This is a genomic window from Mycobacterium xenopi (genome assembly GCF_009936235.1).
Taxonomy (GTDB): Bacteria; Actinomycetota; Actinomycetes; order Mycobacteriales; family Mycobacteriaceae; genus Mycobacterium; species Mycobacterium xenopi.
The window spans coordinates 3,095,188-3,117,937 of sequence record NZ_AP022314.1; the positions used below are offsets into that span (position 1 = coordinate 3,095,188).

25 protein-coding genes and 1 pseudogene are annotated in these 22,750 nt (G+C 66.2%); 7 read left to right on the plus strand and 19 right to left on the minus strand.

The window, feature by feature from the left end; all coding sequences use genetic code 11:
- Nucleotides 1-29: 29 nt before the first annotated feature.
- The 3 genes from pdxT to pdxS are packed head-to-tail and all read right to left on the minus strand — an operon-like array spanning nt 30 to nt 2,323.
- A complete protein-coding gene (gene pdxT / locus MYXE_RS14415; protein WP_003919976.1) occupies nt 30-626 on the minus strand; it encodes a pyridoxal 5'-phosphate synthase glutaminase subunit PdxT in 597 nt (198 codons plus the stop codon).
- Complete coding sequence (gene tesB, locus MYXE_RS14420) at nt 623-1,465, minus strand: acyl-CoA thioesterase II (protein ID WP_085198594.1); 843 nt, start codon at nt 1,463-1,465, stop codon at nt 623-625. The genes pdxT and tesB overlap by 4 nt, the downstream gene beginning before the upstream one ends.
- A 9-nt stretch (nt 1,466-1,474) precedes the next feature.
- Entirely contained in the window at nt 1,475-2,323 is an 849-nt protein-coding gene (pdxS, locus tag MYXE_RS14425; RefSeq protein ID WP_232061834.1) for a pyridoxal 5'-phosphate synthase lyase subunit PdxS, read from the minus strand.
- A 264-nt stretch (nt 2,324-2,587) separates the two neighbouring features.
- Here pdxS and MYXE_RS14430 point away from each other — a divergent pair, with 264 nt between their 5' ends.
- Both MYXE_RS14430 and MYXE_RS14435 read left to right on the plus strand, forming a co-directional pair.
- Complete coding sequence (locus MYXE_RS14430; protein ID WP_085198596.1) at nt 2,588-3,676, plus strand: PPE family protein; 1,089 nt, start codon at nt 2,588-2,590, stop codon at nt 3,674-3,676.
- A 19-nt stretch (nt 3,677-3,695) separates the two neighbouring features.
- Entirely contained in the window at nt 3,696-5,072 is a 1,377-nt protein-coding gene (locus MYXE_RS14435; RefSeq protein WP_085198598.1) for a PE family protein, read from the plus strand.
- A 46-nt stretch (nt 5,073-5,118) separates the two neighbouring features.
- Here MYXE_RS14435 and MYXE_RS14440 read toward each other — a convergent pair whose 3' ends face one another.
- From MYXE_RS14440 to MYXE_RS14475, 8 genes are all read right to left on the minus strand, one after another.
- Nucleotides 5,119-6,153, minus strand: a complete 1,035-nt coding sequence (locus MYXE_RS14440) for an NUDIX hydrolase (RefSeq protein WP_085198600.1) — start codon at nt 6,151-6,153, stop codon at nt 5,119-5,121.
- On the minus strand, nt 6,153-7,277 hold the full coding sequence (locus MYXE_RS14445) for a glycosyltransferase family 4 protein (RefSeq protein WP_003919970.1): 1,125 nt from the start codon (nt 7,275-7,277) through the stop codon (nt 6,153-6,155). Before MYXE_RS14445 ends, MYXE_RS14440 begins: the two co-directional genes overlap by 1 nt.
- Nucleotides 7,277-8,164: a phosphatidylinositol mannoside acyltransferase gene (locus tag MYXE_RS14450; RefSeq protein ID WP_232061836.1), complete on the minus strand. Its 888-nt coding sequence runs from the start codon at nt 8,162-8,164 to the stop codon at nt 7,277-7,279. The genes MYXE_RS14445 and MYXE_RS14450 overlap by 1 nt, the downstream gene beginning before the upstream one ends.
- A gap of 59 nt (nt 8,165-8,223) precedes the next feature.
- Nucleotides 8,224-8,889, minus strand: coding sequence for a phosphatidylinositol phosphate synthase (gene pgsA / locus MYXE_RS14455; RefSeq protein ID WP_085198604.1), 666 nt, complete (start codon nt 8,887-8,889; stop codon nt 8,224-8,226).
- Complete coding sequence (locus tag MYXE_RS14460) at nt 8,886-9,461, minus strand: ATP adenylyltransferase (RefSeq protein WP_085198605.1); 576 nt, start codon at nt 9,459-9,461, stop codon at nt 8,886-8,888. Before MYXE_RS14460 ends, pgsA begins: the two co-directional genes overlap by 4 nt.
- A complete protein-coding gene (gene thrS, locus MYXE_RS14465; RefSeq protein ID WP_085198607.1) occupies nt 9,454-11,562 on the minus strand; it encodes a threonine--tRNA ligase in 2,109 nt (702 codons plus the stop codon). The genes MYXE_RS14460 and thrS overlap by 8 nt, the downstream gene beginning before the upstream one ends.
- Nucleotides 11,563-11,642: 80 nt before the next feature.
- A complete protein-coding gene (locus tag MYXE_RS14470) occupies nt 11,643-12,257 on the minus strand; it encodes a PaaI family thioesterase (RefSeq protein ID WP_039889768.1) in 615 nt (204 codons plus the stop codon).
- 19 nt (nt 12,258-12,276) lie between these two features.
- Nucleotides 12,277-13,158, minus strand: coding sequence for an aldo/keto reductase (locus tag MYXE_RS14475; RefSeq protein WP_085198609.1), 882 nt, complete (start codon nt 13,156-13,158; stop codon nt 12,277-12,279).
- 58 nt (nt 13,159-13,216) lie between these two features.
- Between MYXE_RS14475 and MYXE_RS14480 the strand changes: the two genes are divergently transcribed.
- Entirely contained in the window at nt 13,217-13,714 is a 498-nt protein-coding gene (locus tag MYXE_RS14480) for a DUF1990 domain-containing protein (RefSeq protein ID WP_085198611.1), read from the plus strand.
- A gap of 21 nt (nt 13,715-13,735) precedes the next feature.
- Here MYXE_RS14480 and MYXE_RS14485 read toward each other — a convergent pair whose 3' ends face one another.
- Nucleotides 13,736-14,188: an Rv2617c family stress response/phage resistance protein gene (locus MYXE_RS14485; RefSeq protein ID WP_003919962.1), complete on the minus strand. Its 453-nt coding sequence runs from the start codon at nt 14,186-14,188 to the stop codon at nt 13,736-13,738.
- An 83-nt stretch (nt 14,189-14,271) separates the two neighbouring features.
- Between MYXE_RS14485 and MYXE_RS14490 the strand changes: the two genes are divergently transcribed.
- The gene (locus MYXE_RS14490) at nt 14,272-14,994 is read left to right on the plus strand and encodes a helix-turn-helix transcriptional regulator (protein ID WP_003919961.1); all 723 of its coding nucleotides are present in this window, start codon (nt 14,272-14,274) and stop codon (nt 14,992-14,994) included.
- Here MYXE_RS14490 and MYXE_RS14495 read toward each other — a convergent pair.
- The 5 genes and pseudogenes from MYXE_RS14495 to fdxA all read right to left on the minus strand — a co-directional run bounded on the left by MYXE_RS14495 (nt 14,989) and on the right by fdxA (nt 17,773).
- Entirely contained in the window at nt 14,989-15,936 is a 948-nt protein-coding gene (locus MYXE_RS14495; protein WP_085198613.1) for an NAD(P)H-dependent flavin oxidoreductase, read from the minus strand. The genes MYXE_RS14490 and MYXE_RS14495 overlap by 6 nt on opposite strands.
- 10 nt (nt 15,937-15,946) lie before the next feature.
- Nucleotides 15,947-16,291 (minus strand): cupin domain-containing protein, encoded by a 345-nt coding sequence (locus tag MYXE_RS14500; protein WP_003919959.1) that lies wholly within the window; start codon nt 16,289-16,291, stop codon nt 15,947-15,949.
- 33 nt (nt 16,292-16,324) lie between these two features.
- Nucleotides 16,325-16,749 (minus strand): annotated as a pseudogene (locus tag MYXE_RS14505) (hypothetical protein).
- Nucleotides 16,746-17,420 (minus strand): helix-turn-helix transcriptional regulator, encoded by a 675-nt coding sequence (locus tag MYXE_RS14510; RefSeq protein WP_003919957.1) that lies wholly within the window; start codon nt 17,418-17,420, stop codon nt 16,746-16,748. The pseudogene MYXE_RS14505 and the gene MYXE_RS14510 overlap by 4 nt, the downstream one beginning before the upstream one ends.
- A complete protein-coding gene (fdxA, locus tag MYXE_RS14515) occupies nt 17,417-17,773 on the minus strand; it encodes a ferredoxin (protein WP_003919956.1) in 357 nt (118 codons plus the stop codon). The genes MYXE_RS14510 and fdxA overlap by 4 nt, the downstream gene beginning before the upstream one ends.
- Nucleotides 17,774-17,858: 85 nt before the next feature.
- Between fdxA and MYXE_RS14520 the strand changes: the two genes are divergently transcribed.
- Nucleotides 17,859-18,458, plus strand: a complete 600-nt coding sequence (locus MYXE_RS14520) for a DUF2249 domain-containing protein (protein ID WP_003919955.1) — start codon at nt 17,859-17,861, stop codon at nt 18,456-18,458.
- A complete protein-coding gene (locus tag MYXE_RS14525) occupies nt 18,458-19,276 on the plus strand; it encodes a class I SAM-dependent methyltransferase (RefSeq protein WP_003919954.1) in 819 nt (272 codons plus the stop codon). Before MYXE_RS14520 ends, MYXE_RS14525 begins: the two co-directional genes overlap by 1 nt.
- Here the strand turns inward: MYXE_RS14525 and MYXE_RS14530 are convergent.
- Nucleotides 19,255-19,716 carry a group III truncated hemoglobin gene (locus MYXE_RS14530; protein WP_085198615.1) on the minus strand — a complete coding sequence of 154 codons (462 nt, stop codon included), beginning with the start codon at nt 19,714-19,716 and terminating at the stop codon, nt 19,255-19,257. The genes MYXE_RS14525 and MYXE_RS14530 overlap by 22 nt on opposite strands.
- Nucleotides 19,709-20,452: a helix-turn-helix transcriptional regulator gene (locus tag MYXE_RS14535; RefSeq protein ID WP_085198665.1), complete on the minus strand. Its 744-nt coding sequence runs from the start codon at nt 20,450-20,452 to the stop codon at nt 19,709-19,711. The genes MYXE_RS14530 and MYXE_RS14535 overlap by 8 nt, the downstream gene beginning before the upstream one ends.
- Before the next feature lie 269 nt (nt 20,453-20,721).
- Between MYXE_RS14535 and ctaD the strand changes: the two genes are divergently transcribed.
- Nucleotides 20,722-22,440: an aa3-type cytochrome oxidase subunit I gene (ctaD, locus tag MYXE_RS14540; protein ID WP_112650148.1), complete on the plus strand. Its 1,719-nt coding sequence runs from the start codon at nt 20,722-20,724 to the stop codon at nt 22,438-22,440.
- The last annotated feature ends 310 nt before the right edge of the window (nt 22,441-22,750 follow it).

Sequence of the window (22,750 nt, forward strand, 5' to 3'; positions counted from 1 at the left end):
GAGTCTACGTGGGCTTGACGAGCGCGAGCTCACGCTCGCCCGTTGACAATGTCGACGAACAGGCGGTGGATGCGGCGGTCACCGGTCATCTCGGGGTGAAACGCCGTCGCCAACATCGGGCCCTGCCGAACCGCCACGATATGCCCGGCCGCGCGGGCCAGCACCTGCACCTCGGCGCCGGCCCGCTCCACCCAGGGCGCGCGGATGAACACCGCATGCACCGGCCCGTCGAGCCCCGCGAACTCCAGGTCGCCCTCAAATGAGTCGACTTGACGACCGAAAGCATTGCGGCGCACGGTCATATCGATGGCCCGCAACGGAACCGCCTCCCGGCCGTTCGCGCCGGCGTCGAGGATCTCGCGGGCCAGCAGGATCATCCCGGCGCAAGCCCCGTACGCGGGCAACCCGTCGGCCAGGCGTGCACGCAACGGTTCGAGCAGGTCGAGGTCGCGCAGCAGATGGCTCATCGTGGTGGATTCCCCGCCGGGGATCACCAGCCCGTCCACCGCGTCCAGTTCGCTGCGGCGGCGCACCGGGATCGCGTCGGCGCCGGCGTCGCGCAGCGCCGCAAGGTGCTCCCGGGTATCGCCCTGCAGCGCCAGGACACCGACTCGTGGCGGCGTCATGGCGCAGCACGCAAGTCGCGCTTGTAGCGGGTCAGACCCTCCTGCATCACCGCCGCGACCATCTCGCCGTAGTGGTTGAAGATCTTGCCCTGGGTCAGCGACCGCCCGCCGCAGGCCGACGGCGAGGACTGGTCGTAGAGCAGCCATTCGTCGGCCCGGAACGGGCGCATGAACCACATCGCGTGGTCCAGCGACGCGACCTGGAGGTGGTGACGCTCGTCGAGGTGGTTGACCTGCGCCGAACCCAGCAGCGTGAGATCGCTCATATAGGCCAGCGCGCAGATGTGTAGCACCGGATCGTCGGGCAGCGGGTCGCGGTGGCGAAACCACACCTGCTGCTGGGACGCCAGCCCGGGCAGGCGTCGCAGTTTCTCCCGGGGCACGATGCGGACGTCCCACTCGTCGAACTGTCGGAATCCCGCGTCGTCGAACACCTCGACCGAGGCCAGCCCCGGCAGGTCATCCGGTGACGGTGCGGACGGCATCACGTCTTGATGCTCGATGCCACTTTGGTCGGTTTGAAACGACGCCGACATGGAGAAGATCGTCTCCCCATGCTGGATCGCGTTGACACGCCTGGTGCAAAAGGAGCCGCCGTCGCGGATGCGTTCGACGAGAAAAACGGTGGGCGCCTTGGCATCTCCTGGCCGCAGAAAGTAACCGTGCAGGGAATGCACCAGGTAGTGCGGGTCGACGGTGCGCACCGCCGACACCAGCGACTGGCCTGCGACATGGCCGCCGAAGGTGCGTTGCCAGTTGCCCGATTCCGGGCTGAACACGCGGCCGCGGTAGATGTTGACCTCGAGTTGTTCGAGATCAAGGATCTGCTCGATCGACACGAAACGTTCTTACCAGCCGCGTTCGGCCAGGCGATGCGGCGTGGCGATCTCCTCTACGTTGATGCCCACCATCGGCTCGCCGAGCCCGCGCGACACCCTGGCCAGCACATCCGGGTCGTCGTAGAACGTGGTGGCCTTGACGATCGCGGCGGCGCGCTGGGCAGGGTCGCCGGACTTGAAGATGCCCGAGCCGACGAACACGCCCTCGGCGCCAAGCTGCATCATCATCGCGGCGTCGGCCGGGGTGGCGATCCCGCCGGCGCAAAACAGAGTGACCGGCAGCTTGCCGGCACGGGCCACCTCGACGACAAGCTCGTAGGGTGCTTGCAATTCCTTTGCGGCGGTGTACAACTCGTCGTCGGTCAGCGATGTCAGTCGCCGGATTTCGCCGGTGATCGCACGCATGTGTGTGGTCGCGTTGGACACGTCGCCGGTGCCGGCTTCGCCCTTGGAGCGAATCATCGCCGCACCCTCGGTAATGCGTCGCAGCGCCTCACCGAGATTGGTCGCCCCGCACACGAACGGCACGGTGAACTTCCACTTGTCGATGTGGTGGGTGTAGTCGGCCGGGGTGAGCACCTCGGACTCGTCGATGTAGTCCACTCCCAGGCTCTGCAGAATCTGGGCTTCGACGAAATGCCCGATGCGGGCTTTGGCCATCACGGGAATCGTGACCGCGGACATGATGCTTTCGATCATGTCGGGATCACTCATCCGCGACACGCCGCCCTGAGCGCGGATGTCGGCAGGGACCCGTTCCAGCGCCATGACCGCCACGGCGCCGGCCCCTTCGGCGATGCGGGCCTGCTCGGGGGTGACGACGTCCATGATGACGCCACCCTTGAGCATCTCGGCCATGCCGCGCTTGACTCGCGCGGTCCCGGTCTGCCCGCGCCCGTTCGACGAACCGGCGGTGTCCACTGCTGGTCTCCTTGTAGCTGGTTACCAGCCAGTCTAGTGGTCTGCGTCCAGCCCGTTTTCCAGCCGCGTTGACGCCGCCGGATTTTCTCGGATTCCGGTCAGGCGACCCGGGATCAGGTGCTAGATATTTCAATGTTTGGCCACGCCTTGGATGTCCATGCTGGCCGCGGCAGCGGTTGTCGTCGCTGAGGAGGGTTTCGGTTGTTGCCGGATTTCGTAGCACTGCCGCCGGAGATCAATTCGGCGCGCATGTACGCCGGTCCGGGGTCGGGCTCGATGTGGGCTGCGGCCGCGGCGTGGGACGGGTTGTCCACGGACTTGCGTTCTGCAGCAACGTCATTCCAGGCGGTGATGTCGGGCCTGACCGGCGGGGCCTGGCAGGGGCCGGCGTCGATGTCGATGGCAACCGCAGCCGTTCCGTACGTGGGATGGTTGACCGCGGCGGCGACCCACGCCGAGTCGGTGGCGGAGCAGGCCAGGGTAGCGGCCGCTGCGTTTGAGACGGCGCTTGCTGCCACTGTGCCGCCAGGCCTGGTCACGGCCAACCGGACCCGGCTGATGTCGTTGGTCGCGACCAACTTCGTGGGCCAGAACACCGCGGCGATCGCGGCGGCGGAAGCGGAGTACGCCGAGATGTGGGCCCAAGATGTGGCCGCGATGTCGGGCTACGACGCCAAGACGCTGGCGGCGACTTCGCAACTGGAGCCATTTGGCGAGGCGCCCGCCAACCTGGCCGGGACGGCCGCCAGGTCCGCGGCGACCTCGGCGTCGGCCGGGACTGCGCCGGGTCTGTCGGCACTTGCCCAATCGCTGGACTTCTCGTCACCGTCCACGTTGGGCATGTCACCGCTCAACATGCTGTCGACGCCCGCGCAGTTGGCGATGTCTCCGGTGAGCACGCTCATGGGGCAATTGACGACGGGCGCCAACCATGGTGCGACTAGCGCTGCCCCGGCAGTGGGTTCTGCTTTGGGCGCCGAGGTCGCATCGAGAACAGGAGCGCTGAGCCCGGCAGGCCCGGGCGGGCCGACGGTGTCGGCGGCGGCGGGCCGCGCAGGCTCTGTCGGCGCGTTGTCGGTGCCGCCGAGCTGGGCGACGGGCGCGCCAGGCACTTCGCCGATGTCCGCGATCACCGCAGCAGCGGGCACCGGTGCGAGCCGGGTTCCCCCCGGCATACCGGCGATGCCGCTGATGCCGCCGGCGGGCACGCCCGCACGCGCGGCGGCTGGTGTGGCTCCACCGGTGACGCCGCCACGCACAAGTGTGGTGCCGCGCACGGTGGTGGGCTAATTGGAGGCAGACCAACGCGATGTCTTTCGTGGTGACGACGCCGGAGATGCTGGCGGCTGCAAGCGGTGACCTGCAGCGAATTGGCACGGCGCTAAGCGCGGGAAACGCGGCCGCCGCCGCTCCGACAACGGGTGTGTTGGCGCCTGCGGCCGATTCGGTGTCGGCGCGCACCGCCGCAGTTTTCGCCGGATACGCCCGGCAGTATCAGGCTCTCAGCGCACAAGCTGCGGCGTTCCACAGTCAGTTCGTCCAAGCGTTGAACGCCGCCGGCAACTCATATGCCGACACCGAGGCTGCCAATGCCGCCGCCCAGCTGGCGGGCCACGTGGGCGGTAGTAATGCGGGCGTCGGCCACCTCACCAACGGCAACTTGAGCACCGCAAACGTCGGCCTGCTCAACTCGAGCACGGCAAACCTTAATTCGGCCAGCAACGTCAACAATGCGGCGCTTGCGTCGACGTTGTCGCGCACCGGGACTGCGTTGATCATGGGCGGCACCGGAAACCCGCAACCCGACCCCGGCTACGTTGCTGCCGTAAATCAGCTCTACATCGCGCCCAAGTACCCCGGTTACAACCCGGTGGGGCTTTATACGCCTGAGCAGTTTTGGCCGGTAACGGGTCTGACCAGCCAAACGTTCGGCCAGTCGGTGAATCAGGGTGTGCCGTTACTGAACAACGCGATCATGACTCAAACCGCTGGCGGCAACCATGTCGTCGTCGTGGGTTACTCGCAGAGCGCCACGGTGGCCACTCTGGAAATGCGCCATCTCAATGCGTTGCCGGCCAGTGCACGGCCAAGTCCAGACCAGCTCTCCTTTGTGCTGCTGGGCGATCCGAACAATCCCAACGGCGGGATCCTCGAGCGCTTCCACGGCTTGTACATCCCAGGCCTGGATGTGCTCTTCAACGGCGCGACCCCGCCAAACACGCCCTACCCCACCGCGATTTACACGATCCAGTACGACGGCTGGGCCGATTTCCCGCAGTACCCAATTAATCTCGTCGCCGATGCCAACGCCGTTGCAGGCATCTATTACCTGCACGGCGCGTATCCGGATCTCACGGCCGCACAGCTTGCTGCGGCTGTGCAACAGCCGGTGTCTGCGGGGTACACCGGTGCCACCTCCTACTACTTGATCCCGACGCAGAATCTGCCGCTCTTGGAACCGCTGCGTCAGGTCCCCGTCGTAGGGAACCCGCTGGCCGACCTCCTCCAGCCCGACCTGCGCGTGATTGTCGAGCTGGGCTATGACCGGGCCGGCTACGCGAATGTTCCCACTCCGGCCGGATTGTTTCCGAACATCAACCTGTTCGCCGTGGCCGACGACCTGAGCCACGGCACGGTGCAAGGCCTGCACGACGGACTGGTCGCTGCGGGAGTGCGCCCCGCATAGCGGTCCGTACCCGCGACCTCCCCCCGGAGACGCCCCGCGGGAAACGTCAGCGGATGGACTGCAGCTGGGGCCGCGGTTGCAGTGCCCGACGGTCGGCGAGCGCGTTGGCATCGGCGAGCAACTCCGACAGTTGCAGCGGGTAGACCGTCTCGCCGGCGGCGGCCAGCTCGGCGATGTCGGCGGCGGTGCACCAACGCGCGGCGTGGATGTAGCGGCGCTCCAACTCGGTGCGCCCGGTGATGGTCGGCTCGAACCGGCGGGTGCGGTAGACGAAGAAGAACTCCTGGCTGTCGATCACCGCGCCGTTGAAGTCGAATACCGCGTCGCGCCGCCAGATCGGTCCGATCATGTCGTCGGCGCCGACGCGCAGCCCGGTCTCTTCGGCAAGCTCGCGAGCGGCGGCTTCCGCCAATTGCTCGCCCGGGCGCACCTGGCCCCCGACCGTGAACCACCAGCGCGGCGCGCTGCCGTCGGTGATCGCCGGATCCGATCCGCATAGGAGCAGCACCGCGCCGTCGTCGTCGAGTAGCACGACCCGCGCTGATGTGCGCTGGCTGGACACACCGTAGGCGGCATGGCCCACCGGATGCGAACGCTCGGCGATTTCGAAATATGTTGGCAGCGAAGCGGTTCCACCCAGCCGCAGCAGCCGTACCGTGGGGCGTTCACGCAACGCCAACGTGTCGCGGACCGCGTCGTTGTGAAATCGGCGGGCCAACAGCACCCGCGCTTCCGCGTCGGCGAGCTCGGCGACCAGCGCCGAGGGCAGGGCCGCGGGGTCGACCATCGCCAATGCGGCCGAGAGCTCGTTTTCGCACGCCTCACGCGCATGCCGCGGCGCACGCTCGGCGGCATCGGCCAGTGCGGCCAGCCGCTTGCCTTCGGGGCCACCGCCGTACGCGTCGACCGCGATGGCGCGGGCCACCACGGCGCGGCGCGCTAACGCCCCGTCCAGTGCCTGCCAGGACAGGTCGTAGCGCACGTGCAACCGGTCGAGCCGGTTCGCCGTCTGATACACCCACGCCGCGAACAGCACCAGCACCCCGACCAGCACCGCGACGGCCACCACCAGCCAGACCATCAGCTGGCCACCTGCACCTTCGCCCCCGACCCGGCGACCGTCTCGTAGACCCGCATGATCTGGTTGGCCACCACCGACCAGTCGTATCGGCGCACCGCCTCGGCACCGGCCGCGACATAGCGTTCCCGCAAGACGTCGTTGCTCAGCACGTCGACCAGGGCGGCTCCCAGCGCCGCCGGATCGTCGACCGGCACCAGGCAGCCGGCCTGCCCGTCGCGCAGCACCCGCCGAAACGCGTGCAGGTCGCTGGCCACGACCGCGGTGCCCGCGGCCATCGCCTCGACCAGCACGATGCCGAAGCTCTCGCCGCCGGTGTTCGGTGCACAGTACACGTCGGCGCTCCGCAGCGCCGACGCCTTGCCGGCGTCGTCGACCTGACCCAAAAAACGCAGGTGGTTCACCAATTCGCCGGCCTGGCTGCGTAATTCGTCTTCGTCGCCGCGGCCGACGATCAGCAGCTGCACATCTGGGAAGTGCCGCACCACGCTCGGCAGCGCGCCGAGCAGCACGCTCATGCCCTTGCGCGGCTCGTCGTAGCGGCCCAAAAACAGCACGGTCTTGCCGGCCCGCGGATATCCGGGCAGCCGCGCCGCCGAGGCAAAAGAGGCCACGTCAACGCCGTTGGGAATCTCCACCGCGTCCGAACCCAGGGCTTCCATCTGCCAGCGCCGCGCCAGATCGGACACCGCGATGCGGCCGACGATCTTTTCATGCATGGGCCGCAGAATGCCCTGGAAGACTGACAGGGTCAGCGATTTGGTGGTCGAGGTATGGAAGGTTGCCACGATCGGGCCCTCGGCCACGTTCAACGCCAGCATCGACAGGCTGGGCGCGTTCGGCTCGTGCAGATGCAAGACGTCGAAGGCCCCCTCGGCCAGCCAGCGCTTGACCCTGCGGTGCGTCGCCGGGCCGAACCGCAGCCGGGCCACCGACCCGTTGTAGGGAATCGGCACCGCGCGCCCGCCGGAGACCACATAGTCGGGCAGGCAGACCTGCGGCGACGACGGCGCCAGCACGCTGACCACATGCCCGCGGGCGCGCATCACCTCAGCCAGCTGCAGCACGTGTGACTGCACCCCGCCGGGAACGTCGAACGAGTACGGGCAGACCATGCCGATCCGCATCAGGCCGCCCCCAAGCTGGCCCGACGCTCCTCGGGCAGATCGGCTAACCACTGCGGTTGCAGCATGTGCCAGTCGGCGGGGTGCGCGGCGATGTTGTGCGCGAACCGGTCGGCCAGCGCCTGGGTGATGACGCCGACGTTCCCGCTCGCGCAATCCAGCGCCGGATAGACCTCGAAGCCCCACCCGTCTGTCTCATACCAGCAGTGCACCGGGAGCAAGGCCGCCCCGGTTTCCAACGCGAGCTTGGCCGGGCCCGCCGGCATCCGGGTGGGTTCACCGAAGAAATCGACCTGCGCTCCGGTTCGGGTGAGGTCGCGCTCGGCCATCAGGCAGACCACCCGGTTGTCGGCCAGCCGCTCGCACAGCAACTCGAATGGTGGACGCGGGCCGCCGGACAACGGCAGCACCTCGAAGCCCAGGCCCTCGCGGTAGTCGATGAAACGCCGGTAGAGCGACTCGGGTTTGAGCCGCTCGGCGACCGTGGTGAACCGGCCGTGGGTCTGCGCCAGCCACACCCCGGCCATATCCCAGTTCCCGCTGTGCGGCAGGGCCAGAATTGCTCCCCGCCCGGCTGCCAGCGCCGCGGCCAGGTGCTCCTTGCCGGCAACCGAGTCATTGAGCTGACGGGCCAGCGTGCGGTGGTCCATCGTCGGCAATCGAAACACCTCCCGCCAGTAGCGGGCGTAGGAGGCCAGCGAAGCACGAATCAGCGTACCGGGCACGTCGCACGGTGGCACGCCGATGACCCGGGCCAGATTCTTGCGCAGCTGCTCGGGTCCGCCGTTGCGGGCCGCCACCAGCGCTCCCACGTCGAACACGTTGCGGGCGGCGAATTCCGGCATGGCCCGCACCAGCAGCCAGCCCACCGCATATCCCCAGTCCGCCATCACGCCACCCAGCGGGAAGCGGCTCACCCCAGGCACTTTCAGACCCGCGGGCACCGAGATCACGGCTCGCTCTTTTCCGGTTTCCCGCGCTCGTCCGAGGGGCGCATGGGATCGGCGGCCCCGGGCGAGTGCCGCACGGTGTGCAACCGCTGGGCGCAGGTGATCATGCTGGCCACCGCCAGCAACCACATCGCCACATGCAGCGCCCAGGGCAGCGGAAACACCGGCAGATCCGATAACCCGGCGCCGACCAGCGCGATGATCAGCCGCTCCGGCCTTTCGATGAAGCCTCCGTCGCCGCGCAGTCCGCTGGCTTCGGCGCGGGCCTTGATGTAGGAGATCACCTGCGAGGTCACCAGGCAGATCATCGTGGCCACCACCAGCGACGCGCTGTGCAGGCCGAACGCCGCCCACCACAACAGCCCGCAGAACACCGCGCCGTCGCTGATGCGATCGCAGGTGGCGTCAAGCACCGCGCCGAAGCGGCTGCCGCCGCCGCTCTCGCGGGCCATCGCCCCGTCGAGCGTGTCGAACATGACGAAGAACCAGATCACGAAGGTGCCGGCGAACAAGCGGCCGGTCGAAAACAGCGTCAGCGCGGCCAGCACCGCGGCGGCGGTGCCGATGATGGTCACACTGTCCGCGGTGAATCCAGTCCGCAACAGGCCTCGCGCCAGCGGCGTGGTGACCCGTGCGACGCCCTCACGGGACAAAAACTTGCTCACGGTTGTTTCGCCCACTCGGTGGCCAGCAGCCGGCGAGTGTCGCGCAGCAGCTGCGGGATGACCTTGGAGTCGCCGATGATCGTGATGAAATTCGCGTCGCCGCCCCAGCGCGGAACCACGTGCACATGCAGGTGCTCGGCCAGCGAACCGCCCGCCGAGGTTCCCAGGTTCAGGCCCACGTTGAAGCCGTGTGGCCGCGACACCGCCTTGATGACGCGAATCGACTTCTGGGTGAAAGCCATCAATTCGGCGCTCTCCTGCTCGGTGAGGTCCTCCAGTTCGGACACCCGCCGATAGGGCACGATCATCAGGTGCCCTGGGTTGTACGGGTACAAGTTCAGCACCGCGTAGACCAGCTTGCCGCGCGCGACCACCAGCCCGTCCTCGTCGGGAAGCTGCGGAATGTCGGTGAACAGCTGCGCGGGATCGGAGTTCGCCCGCCGCAGTGGCGCCTCGGCCAAGTAACTCATCCGGTACGGCGTCCACAACCGCTGCAGGTGGTCGACCTCACCGACGCCCCGGTCTACCAGGGTCGCCGCCTCCTCGCGCTCGCGGTCGTCGTCGTCAGCCACGACTGCTCACCTTCACTAAATCAGCTGTGGGAGTGGCGTTCTCGCGTTTTCTAATCCATTTCACAATTGTCTCGACCGCCTCGTCGCGGGGCACGCCGTTGATCTGGGTGCGGTCCCCGAAGCGGAAACTCACCGCGCCTGCCGCCATATCACGGTCGCCGGCCAGCAGCATGAACGGCACCTTGTGGTTGGTGTGGTGCACGATCTTTTTGGCCATCCGGTCGTCGCTGGCGTCGACTTCGACCCGCACCCCATGCGACTTCAGTTGCGCGGCAACATCTTCTAGGTACGGCACGTGATCGTCGGCCACCGGGATGCCGACCACCTGTACCGGCGCCAGCCATGCCGGGAATGCGCCCGCGTAGTGCTCGGTGAGGATGCCGAAGAATCGCTCGATCGAGCCGAACAGCGCGCGGTGGATCATCACCGGTCGCTGCCGGGTGCCGTCGTCGGCGGTGTACTCCAGTTCGAAACGCTCCGGAAAGTTGAAATCCAGCTGAATGGTCGACATCTGCCAGCTGCGGCCCAGAGCATCGCGGGCCTGCACCGAGATTTTCGGGCCGTAGAACGCCGCCCCTCCCGGGTCTGGCACCAGCTCCAGACCCGATTGCCGGGCGACCTCGGCCAGGGTGGCGGTGGCGTCGTCCCAGATCTCCTCGGAGCCGACGAACTTCTCCGGGTCCTTCGTCGACAGCTCGAGGTAAAAGTCTTCTAGTCCGTAGTCACCGAGCAGGTCGAGCACGAACCGCAGCAGCGACGCCAGCTCGCCGGGCAGTTGCTCACGGGTGCAAAAGATGTGCGCGTCGTCCATAGTGAACCCGCGCGCCCTGGTCAATCCGTGCACGACCCCGGACTTCTCGTAGCGATACACAGTGCCGAATTCGAAGAGCCGCAACGGAAGTTCGCGATAGGACCGCCCGCGTGACCGGTAGATCAGGCAGTGCATCGGGCAGTTCATCGGCTTGAGGTAGTAGTCCTGCCCAGGCTTGCGCACGGTGCCGTCCTCGTTGTGTTCGGCGTCGAGGTGCATGGGCGGGAACATGGCCTCGGCGTACCAGTCCAGGTGGCCGGAGGTGTGGAACAGCTGCGCCTTGGTGATGTGGGGTGTGGTAACGAACTCGTAGCCCGCCTCGAGGTGCTTGCGCCGGGAATAGTCCTCCAGCTCCCGACGGATGATGCCGCCTTTGGGATGGAAAACCGCTAGGCCGGAACCGATTTCGTCGGGAAAGCTGAACAGGTCGAGCTCGGCGCCGAGCTTGCGGTGGTCGCGTCGCGAGGCTTCCTCGATAAGCTGCAGATGGCGCTCGAGCGCCTCCTGCGATTCCCAGGCCGTGCCGTAAATGCGTTGCAGGCTGGGGTTGTTCTGGTCGCCGCGCCAGTAGGCGGCTGAGGTGCGGGTGAGCTTGAACGCGGGAATGTGGCGAGTGGTAGGAATGTGTGGACCGCGGCACAGATCGCTCCAAACCCGTTGCCGGGTACGGGGATTGAGGTTGTCGTAAGCAGTCAGCTCGTCGCCGCCTACTTCCATCACGGCCGGGTCGCCGGACTTGTCTTCGACGAGCTCCAGTTTGTACGGCTCGTCGGCCAGTTCGGCGCGGGCTTGTTCTTCGGACTGGTAGACGCGCCGCGAGAACAGCTGGCCGTCCTTGACGATCTGGCGCATCCGCTTCTCCAGCGCCTCGAGATCTTCAGGGGTGAACGGCTCGGGCACGTCGAAGTCGTAGTAGAAGCCGTCGCTGATCGGTGGGCCGATGCCGAGTTTGGCTTGCGGGAACAGGTCTTGCACGGCCTGGGCCAGCACATGTGCGCACGAGTGCCGGATGACGCTGCGCCCGTCCTCGGTGTTGGCCGCGACCGGGACGACGTCAACGTCCTGCTCGGGCGCCCAGCTCAAGTCACGCAGCTTGCCGTCGGCGTCGCGCACGACCACGACGGCGTCGGGCGCGCCACGGCTCGGCAACCCCGCGGCCTGAACGGCGGCGGCCGCGGTCGTCCCGGCCGGCACCCGGATCAGGGGTTGCGGCGGTCGCGAGTCCGGCGCAGCCGGGCGCAGCGGGTCGCGGCCATCGGCTCCTGAGGCAGGTTGTGCGGGCGCGCTCACGGCGTGGTCTCCAGAGATGTCAAAGGTTGTCGCACCGTAGCGACCATGCTATCGGGGCGGCCGCCCACGACGGCTTGGCCTCATGGCTGACCGGGCTTGAGCAGGACGAACAGCCCCTGCGCTTCGGTCAGCAGGGTGTCGCCGTCGCGGAGGCTGCCCGACACGAAGATCTTGCGGCCGTCGACGAGATCGACGCCCGCGTCTACCTGCAGCATCTTTTCGATCGGCACGACGGTGCGGTAATCGAGGTGCAAGTAGGCGGTGCGCTGATACGGGCCGCCGGTGAGCACCGCCGACGTCATGCCGAGCACCGAATCGAACAGCAACCCCAGTGCCCCGCCGTGCACCGCGCCGTTGCGGCCCAAGTGAAATCGGCGGAAGCGGGCCCAGCCGCGCAGCCGGCCGTCGTCGGTTTTGCTCATCGACATCGGCACCGCGAGGATGTTGCCGCGGTTCGGCAAATCCATCCGCCGGCCCGACGGCGAGGACCACTCGTCGGTGTCGAACGGGGCCAGCAGCTCGGAAACCTTCTCGATGAGATCCGCCGCCTCGCTGATCACCTCGCCGGGTGCGTCGACGGCGCGGGCGTGATCTTGAAGGGTTCGCACGGCTTCGATGAACCGCCCGTAGTCGGGTCCACCCTTGGTGGTCGGTTCGGGCGGGTTGAATCCGCCGCCAGGATGTCGGGCCACCAGGACACCGTACGAGTGGCACCTAGGCGTTCTGCTCGCCGATGGCGCCTAAAAACTCGACCTCCTGCTCGGAAAGCCTGATCTCGGCGGCGGCGACGTTCTCCTCCAGGTGCGCCACGCTCGAGGTGCCCGGAATCGGCAGCATCACCGGCGAGCGGTTGAGCAGCCAAGCCAGCGCCATCTGCGCCGGCGTGGCGTCGTGCTCGGCCGCCATCCGCGCCAGCGGGCCATCCGGCGCGGCGAGCGGCCCGGCGGCCAGCGGGAACCACGGGATGAAACCGAGTCCCTGGTCGGCGCACGCCTCCACGAGCGGTTCGGCGGACCGGTTGGTCAGGTTGTACAGGTTCTGCACCGACACGATCGGCGCGATCTGCTGGGCGGCACGCAACTGATCGACGGAGATCTCCGACAAGCCGATGTGGCGAATCTTGCCTTCCTGTTGCAGTTTGGCGAGCTCACCGACCTGGTCCTCCAGCGGGAACTTGTCGTCGATGCGGTGCAGTTGGAACAGGTCGATGGTCTGCACGCCGAGCCGGCGCAGGCTCATCTCGCATTCCTGGCGCAGGTAACTCGGGTAGCCCAGCGGAACCCAGATGTCCGGGCCGGTGCGCAGCAGCCCGGCCTTGGTCGCGATCACCAGATCCCGATACGGATGCAGCGCCTCGGCAATGATCTCTTCGCAGATGTACGGGCCGTAGGAGTCGGCGGTATCGATGAAGTTGACGCCGAGATCCACCGCGCGACGCAACACGCGCACGGCTTCATCACGGTCGGCGGGTGGACCCCACACACCGGGTCCGGTGAGGCGCATCGCGCCGAACCCGAGCCTGTTGACGGTCAACTCGCCGCCCAACGTCAACGTCCCGGCTGCTGCCGCCGGCCTTTTCGAGGTTTGAGTACTCACCCCGACGACCGTACGCCTTCCCCCGATTAGCACCTGCGGGCCATGGCAAGCTAAGCCCGTGGACTTGCACGCGTTGACGAGCCTGCCGTTCACGTATCCCGAAGTGGGCGCGACCGCGGGCCCAATCCCGCCGGGATACCACCACATCGGCTACATCAGCCAGATCGGCACCGGTCAACAGCGGTTCGAGCAGGCCGCCGACGCGGTCATGCACTGGGGCATGCAGCGCGGTGCCGGACTGCGAGTGCAAGCCAGCAGCGACGTCGTCACCGTTGGCGCCGTGGTCGTAGTCAAGCTCGGTTTTCTGCGCGCACCATGCCGGATCGTGTACGTGCTCGACGAACCCAACCTGCGCGGTTTCGCCTATGGCACCCTGCCCGGCCACCCCGAATCCGGCGAAGAGCGGTTCGCGGTGCGCTACGACCCGCTCACCGCCGCGGTGTTCGCGGAGGTGTCGTCGTTTTCCCGGCCGGCGAACCGGTGGAGCAAGGCCGGCAGGCCCTTGCTGGCGGTGGGCCAGCGCGTCCTCGCCAGACGCTACCTGCGCGCGGTGTGACGAGCGGGCCCACCGATTGCGCTATGTTCCGCTCCGCGCGGTGTGGCCGCTGTGCACACCCTCGGCCAGCCGGGCCAGCGCGACGGCTGAGACCAGCAAACCAAAGTCGCGCAACGCAATGTCGTAATAACCCGACAAGGTCAGCAGGTTGATGATGATGCCGGCCAGCCACGCCGCCACCACCCACGCGCCGATGCGCGGAGCGATCGCGACGAGCACCCCGGCGGCGATTTCGATGACACCGACGACGTACATGCACTGGTCGGCGTTGCCCGGGACGATGCCGTCGATCCAGCCGGCCAGGTATTTGCTCCAGTGATCCGGATGGGTCAACAGGTTGAAGAACTTGTCCAGGCCGAACAGGATCGGCGCAACCGTGAAGAGCGTGCGCAGCAGCGCGTATGCCTGAAACGACGGATCCTTCAACTGGCCGCCGGCAACGGGCCTGGGAGCGGCAGTGCGGTCGGTGCTCATTAGGTGGCGTCCTCCTTCTAACAGATTACAAATTGAACGTTAGAATGGCGCGAGTGTAGCGTCAAGACTTTTATCTGTTAGAAATGGTCATGCAGTCCGCGCGGGACTCGTTGCAACGCGATGCCGCCGGAATCGGCGCGCTGGCCGATCCGGTGCGCCACCGGCTCTATGAGTTCGTGTGCTCGCAACCGGAGCCGGTGAGCCGCGACCAGGCGGCCGACGCGACCGGCGTCGCACGACACCAGGCGAAGTTCCACCTCGACCGGCTGGAAGCCGAAGGGCTGCTGGAAAGCGCCTACGCGCGTCTGACGGGCAGGTCGGGGCCCGGCGCGGGGCGCACGTCGAAGTTGTATCGGCGGGCTGACCGGCAGATAGCGATCAGTCTTCCTCCGCGCGAGTACGAGCTGGCGAGCCGCTTGATGGCCAGGGCCATCGTGGAATCGGCGACCAGTGGCGCGCCCGTCGCCGACGTGCTCAACAAAACCGCCCGCGACCACGGCCGCGCCATCGGCATGGCCGCCGTCAACAGTCGACGGCCACCAGTTGACCCGCAGTCAGCCCTGGAGCTGGCGGCCACGGTTCTCCGCCAACACGGCTATGAGCCCCGGCTCGACGGCGGCGAGGTATATCTGGCCAACTGCCCGTTTCATGCGCTGACGCAGGAGCAACCGGAGCTTGCCTGCACCATGAACCACGCGATGATCAGCGGCATCGCCGATGCGCTGCGGCCGTATCACCCGCACGCTCGGCTGGAGCCGCGACCACCACACTGTTGTGTCGTGCTCGCGGCCGCTCGCAGGTCATGAACCCCACGCCCCGAGCAGACGTTCGGCACCTGTGCACAGCGCCGCGATGACCTCATTCACCGGCTGCACGGAGGTGACCATCCCGACCGCTTGACCGGCGTCGACGGGAGCGATTCGGGGGTCGTCGGCGGCTATCGCGGCAGTCAGCTCGGCGCGCGCGTCGCGGTCAGCGGCCAGCGCAGCCTCTCGGCCCGCCCAGCGTGCGACGAAATCGTTGGACAGCACACGCGAGGGGAAACGCTTCGGCCACCCCAGTCCGCGCCCGATATCGAAGACGCGGGTGGTTGTGGTGTCGGTCTCGCGGGCGGAGATGAGCGCTCGGCGGGCGCCGTCGGTGGTCAGCGCCTCCGGGCAGGCCGACAGGCACGTGCCCAACCATGCGCCGCTGGCACCCGCGGCCAGCACGGCGGCGAGGCTTCGCGCCGACGCGATGCCCCCGCCCGCCAGCACGGGAACCGAGACGACGTTCAGGACGGCGTCTAGCAGCGGCAGCGTGGCGACCTTCGCCTCCCCGTGTCCGCCGCCCTCGGCCCCGCGCGCCACCAACACGTCGACCCCGGCGTCTTGGGCCTGCATGGCTCCGCGGCTGTCGTATACCTGTGTGGCAGTGGGGATTTTGGCGGAATGGGCCCGCTCAACCCATGACCAGTCGTCGCTGAAGCTGACTGACAGCAGTGCCGGGCCAGCAGCCAGCGCGGCATCCAGCAGCCCCGGTTCTTTGCGAATCACCCAGTGCACCAAGCCAATTCCGAACATGCCTGGTACGCGCCGCAGCTCAGCTTGCAGCAACGACACCGACCCGGTGCTGCCCATGCCAATCATGCCCAGGCCGCCGGCTGCGGTGACGGTCGCCGCTAACCGGCCGCCGGCCACCCCGCCCATGGGGGCGTTGACAATGGGAAGCCGCAGGCCGAAACTTCGCGACCACGGCGTCGACAACATTGTTTCGCCGCTATGGGGCAGAGGACAGACTCTTGAATACGGTCAGCATGATCACCGAGTCCTCGACTGCCTGCAAGGAGTGCCGCTGCGGCGGGATCACGACGTAGTCGCCGGTCTTGCCGTCCCAGGAGTCGGCGCCGGCGGTGAGGTGCACATGGCCCTGCAGCACCTGCAGCGACGCCTGGCCGGGGCTGTCGTGCTCACTTAGTTCGCGTCCGGCAAGCAGCGCCATCACGGTCTGGCGCAGTTCGTGGGTGTGCCCGCCGTGAAGCGTGTGAGCGGCGCGCCCGCTGTTGGTCTGCCGCGCCTCGGCCAGCTTTTGCGCGGCCAGGTCGGTCAGCGAAATGGATTCCATAATGTCCTTCGGTCGAGGTCGCTCATCGGGGTTTCAGCTGGATAGTAGAAGACCGCCCGCCGCGGCCAGCGCGATCACCTTGACCACCTCCAGCCCGACATAGGCGTAGTGGCCTCGAGAGCGTGGCGCGTTCAGCCCGGCGAGCACCTGATCGGAGCGGCGGTTCAAGCGCGGGCGCACCGCGCCCAGTTGAAGAGCCAACGCGGCAAACGCGACGACGAATGCCGCCGTGACGTCGGCAGGTGGCGGGCCGCCACGGCGGCCGCCACGATGATGATCGCGAACACGACCTCCACGCTGTTGAGGGCGCGGAATACCAGACGACCGATGCCAAGCCCAATCTGCAGCGTCACGTTGGGCGCACGGAACTTCAACGGCGCTTCCAGAAACGAGATAGCCGCCACCATCCCAAACCAAATGAAGCTGACCGCGGCGGCAACCGACGCTGCGGTGCTCATGTGGGAGCTCCCTGCAATGTGAGGTGCGCAAGACAAAGATCGGGTTCCACAAACGCGTCCAGCCGATCGACGACAACCGGCGCCTTCCAGGATTCCAAAGCGCCTTGCATGAGCCCGAGATGAATCGGGCACACCACGGCGGTCCGGGTTTCGGCGAGTTCGAGGAACGGGCAATGCCGCAGGCCGACCTGGATCTCCTCTCCGGACGCGCGGCGCTCGGGAGCGAAACCGAGCTGGTCGAGCACGCCGACCAACTGGTCGACAGACTCCTGCACGCTGATTCGTTTCGCACGTCGGGCTGGTAATTGCAGCTGTTGTCCCCACGCACGTCCTGCGGCCAGCGCCTTGGCGCGCGAATTCCGCTCAGCCGCGAAACCGCTGGCAAGTATTTCAGCCAGCAGCTGGTAACGCCGCGGTCCGCCGCGGTCCATCTGCCTGACAGCCCGAAACATCAGAGCCGGACGGCCCGGACCTTCCCGGTCCGAGTCCACACGCTCGACTTGCCCATCGCGAACCAGGGTGTCGAGATGGAAGCGGACGGTGTTCGGGTGCACACCCAACTCGTCGGCGAGCGTGACGATGCTCATGGGGACGTCGGCCGCCCTCAGTACACGCAGTATCTCCCGGCGGCGGCCGGCAGGCTCTTTGCGTAGCCCGGCGATTTCGTTCACACTCCTTGGGATTCGTTGACTTTGGGCAGACTGGCCACCAGCGGCGCGTCAACGCCGAGTGGGCCGATCTTGGCAGCCCCGCCTGGTGACCCTAGCGGCTCGTCGCGGCCGGGCAGGGGCTGGAAGAAAAATGCCGCGTTGTCTGCTAGATACGGCTGCAACTCTTCGGGTAAGTCGTCCTCGTAGTAGATCGCTTCAACCGGACACACCGGTTCGCAGGCTCCACAATCCACGCATTCATCAGGGTGAATGTATAGAGAGCGGCCGCCTTCGTAGATGCAGTCCACCGGGCACTCTTCTACACAGGCCCGGTCCATCACATCGACACACGGCTTCCCGATCACGTACGTCATGCTGCCGGAGTTTACACAACGCTATTTGTGGAAACTAGGAAGGCCAGGTTACCCTTTGTCAAAACCAGGAAGGGTAACCGAATCCATGGCCGTCACCGAACTCGACGTACGCGCGCTGCGCAAGCCGGACAAACACCCGACGATCTTCGCCACGTATGCTGCCCTTGCGGTCGGCGAGTCCTTCGTTTTGGTTAACAACCACGACCCCAGACATCTGCGCGAGGAGTTCGAAGTCGACCACGCTGGCAGCTACTGCTGGGACTATCTCGAAAAGGGGCCCGCGGTCTGGCGGATCCGGATCACCAAGCTGACCTCGACCCCACTACCCCGGATTTTGACTAATACCGCCGAGGTCACCAACACCGAACCGGATGTGCGCCAAGTGGTGTGGAAGCTGGAAGTCCATGACCGAGACCTGGACTCGAACATCATCGCGCTGCCGCCCGGCGGCGGGATCGACACGCACAGCGGGGCTGATGTGGACGTCTTGATCCACGTGCTCTCCGGCAGCGGGGAGCTGACCACCGAACGGGGAACGATCGATCTGGCGCCCGGCGCGCTGCTGTGGCTGCCACGACGTTCGCGCCGGCAGTTCAGCGCTGGCCCCGAGGGCTTGCGCTACCTGACGGTGCATCAAAAGCGTGCAACCTTTCCTCTGACCCCCACTGTGCGGCAGGCTGTCTGATGGTCCGTCGGCAAGGGGGCTCGCGGCAGGCCCTACCGTCCACTCGCCGCGCCGATGAAACCATGCAGGGGCATTGGCTTTTGGCCAAGCTGGGCAAACGAGTGTTGCGCCCGGGCGGTCTCGAACTTACGCGCACATTGCTGTGCCACGCAGGGGTGAACAATGCCGACGTGCTCGAGCTGGCACCGGGTTTGGGACGCACCGCAACCGAGATTCTCGCCCGCCGGCCGCGCTCGTACCTCGGCGTAGAGCAAGACCCTGATGCGGCCAATGTGGTCCGCCGCCATGTCGCCGAGCATGGAGATGTGTGGGTCACCGATGCTGCCACGACCGGGCTCCCCGATCACAGCATCGATGTCGTCATCGGCGAGGCGATGCTTACCATGCAGGGCGACACGTCGAAGCATGCCATCGTTGCCGAGGCGGCCCGCGTGCTGCGGCCGTGCGGGCGCTACGCCATTCACGAACTGGCCCTGACGCCGGACACGATCCCTGACGAGATCAAAACCGACGTCCGCCAGTCCCTCGCCCGTGCGATTAGAGTCAACGCCCGTCCCCTAACCATTGCCGAATGGTCGCGATTGCTGGCAGACCACGGGCTGGTCGTCGACCACATCGCGACCGCCCCAATGGCACTGTTGCAACCGCGCCGGCTAATCTCCGACGAAGGCCTCCTCGGTACGCTGCGATTCGTCAAAAACCTCATCTCCCACCGCGACGCCCGTCGGCGGGTTCTGCTGATGCGTCGAACTTTTCGCACCTATCGCAACCAGTTGGCCGCCGTAGCGATCGTCGCTCACAAACCCGACACCGACTGAGGGGGACGCGGCACCAAAGCGTTGAGGTCGTGCGAGTCGCTACCGGCCAATCGTCGATGCATGGCCCAGGCGATCCGGGCGGCCTGGATTTTCGCGCGCTCGGCCACCGGCCCTCGATACATCTCGTCCACAGTGCTGTTCCAGGTAGCCAGCCAACGCACGAAATGACGGGCGGACAACGGGGTTCGACGGTGGACGTGTCGGTGCGCGTTTAGCGCACTGCCCCGGTAAAGCGCGGCACGAAACAGCACTGTCTCCCAGAAGTCACACATCTTCGGGATATGTGAGTCCAGACCGTAGGCCCGGACCTCGGCGAACGGCTCGGCCAAGACCTCGTCGACCAGCAAGCGGCCGTAGAAACGGCGCAGCAACGCTTCCACATCAGCGCGGCTCGTCAAATCCGCAGGCTCCAGGCCGGGCGCCGTCTTGAGCTCAGTCATCGGCGATCACCCTGGCGACGCACAGTTCGGGTTCGACGAACGGCTCGAGTTCGGCCTTCAGCGCCGGTGTCGGTGTCGTCTTTAATTTCCCTTCGGCTACTGTGCTATTGGCTAGCAGTCCTTGCAGCAAGCCCAGGTGCAGCGCGCACCCAACTTCTGGATGCGTACGCGCCACCTCCCGTACCGGGCAAGCGTGTAGCCGAATCACTCGCTGCCCCTTGCCGCCACTCGGTTTCGCCGCCTGGACCAATTCAGGGCAGAATCCCATGCGCTCGAAAATCTCCACGGTCATCGCGGCTTGGCGGTCGACGATCGCAGACCCCGAATCGGAAATACGCGGTGTGGCAGGGTCTTCCCATGGTGGATTCGCTACAATCTGGTCGGCGAGCCGCCGCCCAGCCCGCTCAGCGCGCCGTCGGCGCGTTTCCACGTTGCTACCCAAGCCAAGCGCGAGTATTTCGGCGAAACTCTGATAGTCCAGGCGTCCTCGCACGGCCGCGTATCCGGTGCGTGGACGGCCAACGCCCGCCCGCGTGATGCGGGTCCGCGTGACGATTCCCTCCTTGCATAACGCGTCGAGGTGAAACCGCACGGTCGTCACGTGTAGCCCCAGCCGTGACGCCAGCTCTACCGCGTCTACCGGACTTTGATATTCACGGACCAGCTCCAGCACTCGGTCGCGTTGCCGCAGCATGCGTGGCCGTCGTCGCCCATGTCGGCTGGGCTGGTCCGTCATCTCGATGTCCCCTCGCCGGTCTACCGTGTTCGGCATTTAACGGATATTATTCATCAATAATAGCTGTTGGTCGCGGTGCGCGACAGGAGGTGAACCGATGACTGGTAGAGCTAGCCAGTTGGTTAACACTGGCCTTGACGAGGTAGTCGCGGCAACTATGCACCGAGCATTGGAACCACGCGAGGTGCGGTGACCGATGCCTCGGTTCAGCTACCACACGCTGGCTGGTTAGCCCCCACGTTAGGCCCGCGCACAGAGAGGACGGGCGTGTGACGGCCGAAGTGTCTCCACCGGTACAACTTGAAGCCCGCCGACCCTTTCCGGCCCGGTTGGGTCCGAAGGGCAGCCTGGTCTACAAGCTGGTGAGTACGACCGATCACAAGATGATCGGGATCATGTATGTCGTCACCTGCTTCGCCTTCTTCTTTATCGGCGGCATATTGGCGCTTTTGATGCGCGCCGAACTGGCCGCGCCCGGGCTGCAGTTCCTGTCGAACGAACAGTACAACCAGCTGTTCACCATGCACGGCACGATCATGCTGCTGTTCTACGCCACCCCGATCGTGTTCGGCTTCGCCAACCTGGTATTGCCTCTTCAGATCGGTGCACCCGACGTCGCCTTCCCACGGCTCAACGCCTTCTCCTATTGGCTGTTTCTGTTCGGTTCCTTGATCGCGATCGCCGGGTTCATCACCCCCGGCGGCGCCGCCGACTTCGGTTGGACCGCCTACACACCGCTCAGCGACGCCATTCACTCCCCTACCGCCGGAGCCGATCTGTGGATTATGGGCCTCATCGTTGCCGGTCTGGGCACCATCCTGGGTGCGGTGAACATGATCACCACCGTGGTGTGTATGCGTGCCCCGGGCATGACGATGTTCCGCATGCCGATCTTCACCTGGAACATCCTGGTGACGTCGATCATGGTGTTGATCGTGTTTCCGCTGCTGACTGCGGCGCTGTTCGGTCTGGCCGCCGACCGGCACCTGGGCGCCCACATCTACGACGCCGCTAACGGCGGTGCGATCCTTTGGCAGCACCTGTTCTGGTATTTCGGCCACCCCGAGGTCTACATCGTCGCGCTACCGTTCTTCGGCATCATCACCGAGGTCATCCCGGTGTTCTCCCGCAAACCGATCTTCGGCTACACCACGCTGGTCTATGCGACGTTGGCTATTGCTGCTTTGTCTACCGCGGTGTGGGCGCACCACATGTTCGCCACCGGAGCCGTTCTGTTGCCGTTCTTTTCGTTCATGAGCTATCTGATCGCGGTGCCCACTGGGATCAAGTTCTTCAACTGGGTCGGCACCATGTGGAAGGGGCAATTGACATTCGAAACACCGATGCTGTGGGCGTTCGGTTTCCTCGTCACCTTCTTGCTCGGTGGCCTCTCCGGTGTGCTGCTGGCCAGCCCGCCGCTGGACTTCCACGTCACCGACACCTATTTCGTGGTCGCGCACTTCCACTACGTGTTGTTTGGCACCATCGTGTTCTCCACGTTCGCCGGGGTGTATTTCTGGTTTCCGAAGATGACCGGCCGGCTGCTCGACGAGCGGCTGGGCAAGCTGCACTTCTGGTTGACGCTGATCGGGTTTCACACCACGTTTTTGGTGCAGCACTGGCTGGGCGATCAGGGCATGCCCCGCCGCTACGCCGACTACCTGCCCAGCGACGGTTTCCAGCCGCTCAACGTCGTCTCCACGATCGGGGCGTTCATCCTCGGCGTGTCGATGCTGCCGTTCGTGTGGAACGTGTTCCGCAGCTGGCGCTACGGCGAACCGGTCACGGTCGACGACCCGTGGGGCTACGGCAACTCGCTGGAGTGGGCCACCACCTGCCCGCCGCCACGACACAACTTCTACGAACTGCCCCGCATCCGGTCGGAGCGTCCGGCCTTCGAACTGCATTACCCGCACATGGTGGAGCGACTGCGCGCCGAGGCGCACATCGGCCGCCACGGGTCCCAACCGGTTTCGATATCGCCATGACCACAGCCAAGCCGCCTAGACAGGCGCGACAGCAGTAATTGAAAGATGTGTTGGGCATCGAAAGGGGACGCATGTGAACGGCCAGGGGAGCAAAAGTAGCGACGGTGTGCAGCGGGTCAACTGGCCGGCAACCCTTGCCGCCCCAACAGCCCCGGTGCCGCCAGTGTGCGGCGCCCAGTCTCGGGTGATCGATGCACACGGTCAGCACGTCGCGATTGACCGACACCACCCGCCCGCTGATCTTGCCATCATCGAAGTGGACCGCGTCGCCTACATGTCCATGGTCGAACACCTCAGGCAACGTGCAACC

What these genes read in the sequence shown, in the direction of transcription:
- pdxT (WP_003919976.1), bottom strand. Translation starts at nt 626, where the DNA reads ATGACGCCGCCACGAGTCGGTGTCCTGGCGCTGCAGGGCGATACCCGG.
- pdxS (WP_232061834.1), bottom strand. Translation starts at nt 2,323, where the DNA reads ATGGCCGAGATGCTCAAGGGTGGCGTCATCATGGACGTCGTCACCCCC.
- MYXE_RS14435 (WP_085198598.1), top strand. Translation starts at nt 3,696, where the DNA reads ATGTCTTTCGTGGTGACGACGCCGGAGATGCTGGCGGCTGCAAGCGGT.
- MYXE_RS14440 (WP_085198600.1), bottom strand. Translation starts at nt 6,153, where the DNA reads ATGGTCTGGCTGGTGGTGGCCGTCGCGGTGCTGGTCGGGGTGCTGGTG.
- MYXE_RS14445 (WP_003919970.1), bottom strand. Translation starts at nt 7,277, where the DNA reads ATGCGGATCGGCATGGTCTGCCCGTACTCGTTCGACGTTCCCGGCGGG.
- MYXE_RS14450 (WP_232061836.1), bottom strand. Translation starts at nt 8,164, where the DNA reads ATGGCGGACTGGGGATATGCGGTGGGCTGGCTGCTGGTGCGGGCCATG.
- MYXE_RS14485 (WP_003919962.1), bottom strand. Translation starts at nt 14,188, where the DNA reads ATGAGCACCGACCGCACTGCCGCTCCCAGGCCCGTTGCCGGCGGCCAG.
- MYXE_RS14490 (WP_003919961.1), top strand. Translation starts at nt 14,272, where the DNA reads ATGGTCATGCAGTCCGCGCGGGACTCGTTGCAACGCGATGCCGCCGGA.
- MYXE_RS14495 (WP_085198613.1), bottom strand. Translation starts at nt 15,936, where the DNA reads ATGTTGTCGACGCCGTGGTCGCGAAGTTTCGGCCTGCGGCTTCCCATT.
- MYXE_RS14500 (WP_003919959.1), bottom strand. Translation starts at nt 16,291, where the DNA reads ATGGAATCCATTTCGCTGACCGACCTGGCCGCGCAAAAGCTGGCCGAG.
- fdxA (WP_003919956.1), bottom strand. Translation starts at nt 17,773, where the DNA reads ATGACGTACGTGATCGGGAAGCCGTGTGTCGATGTGATGGACCGGGCC.
- MYXE_RS14520 (WP_003919955.1), top strand. Translation starts at nt 17,859, where the DNA reads ATGGCCGTCACCGAACTCGACGTACGCGCGCTGCGCAAGCCGGACAAA.
- MYXE_RS14525 (WP_003919954.1), top strand. Translation starts at nt 18,458, where the DNA reads ATGGTCCGTCGGCAAGGGGGCTCGCGGCAGGCCCTACCGTCCACTCGC.
- MYXE_RS14530 (WP_085198615.1), bottom strand. Translation starts at nt 19,716, where the DNA reads ATGACTGAGCTCAAGACGGCGCCCGGCCTGGAGCCTGCGGATTTGACG.
- MYXE_RS14535 (WP_085198665.1), bottom strand. Translation starts at nt 20,452, where the DNA reads ATGACGGACCAGCCCAGCCGACATGGGCGACGACGGCCACGCATGCTG.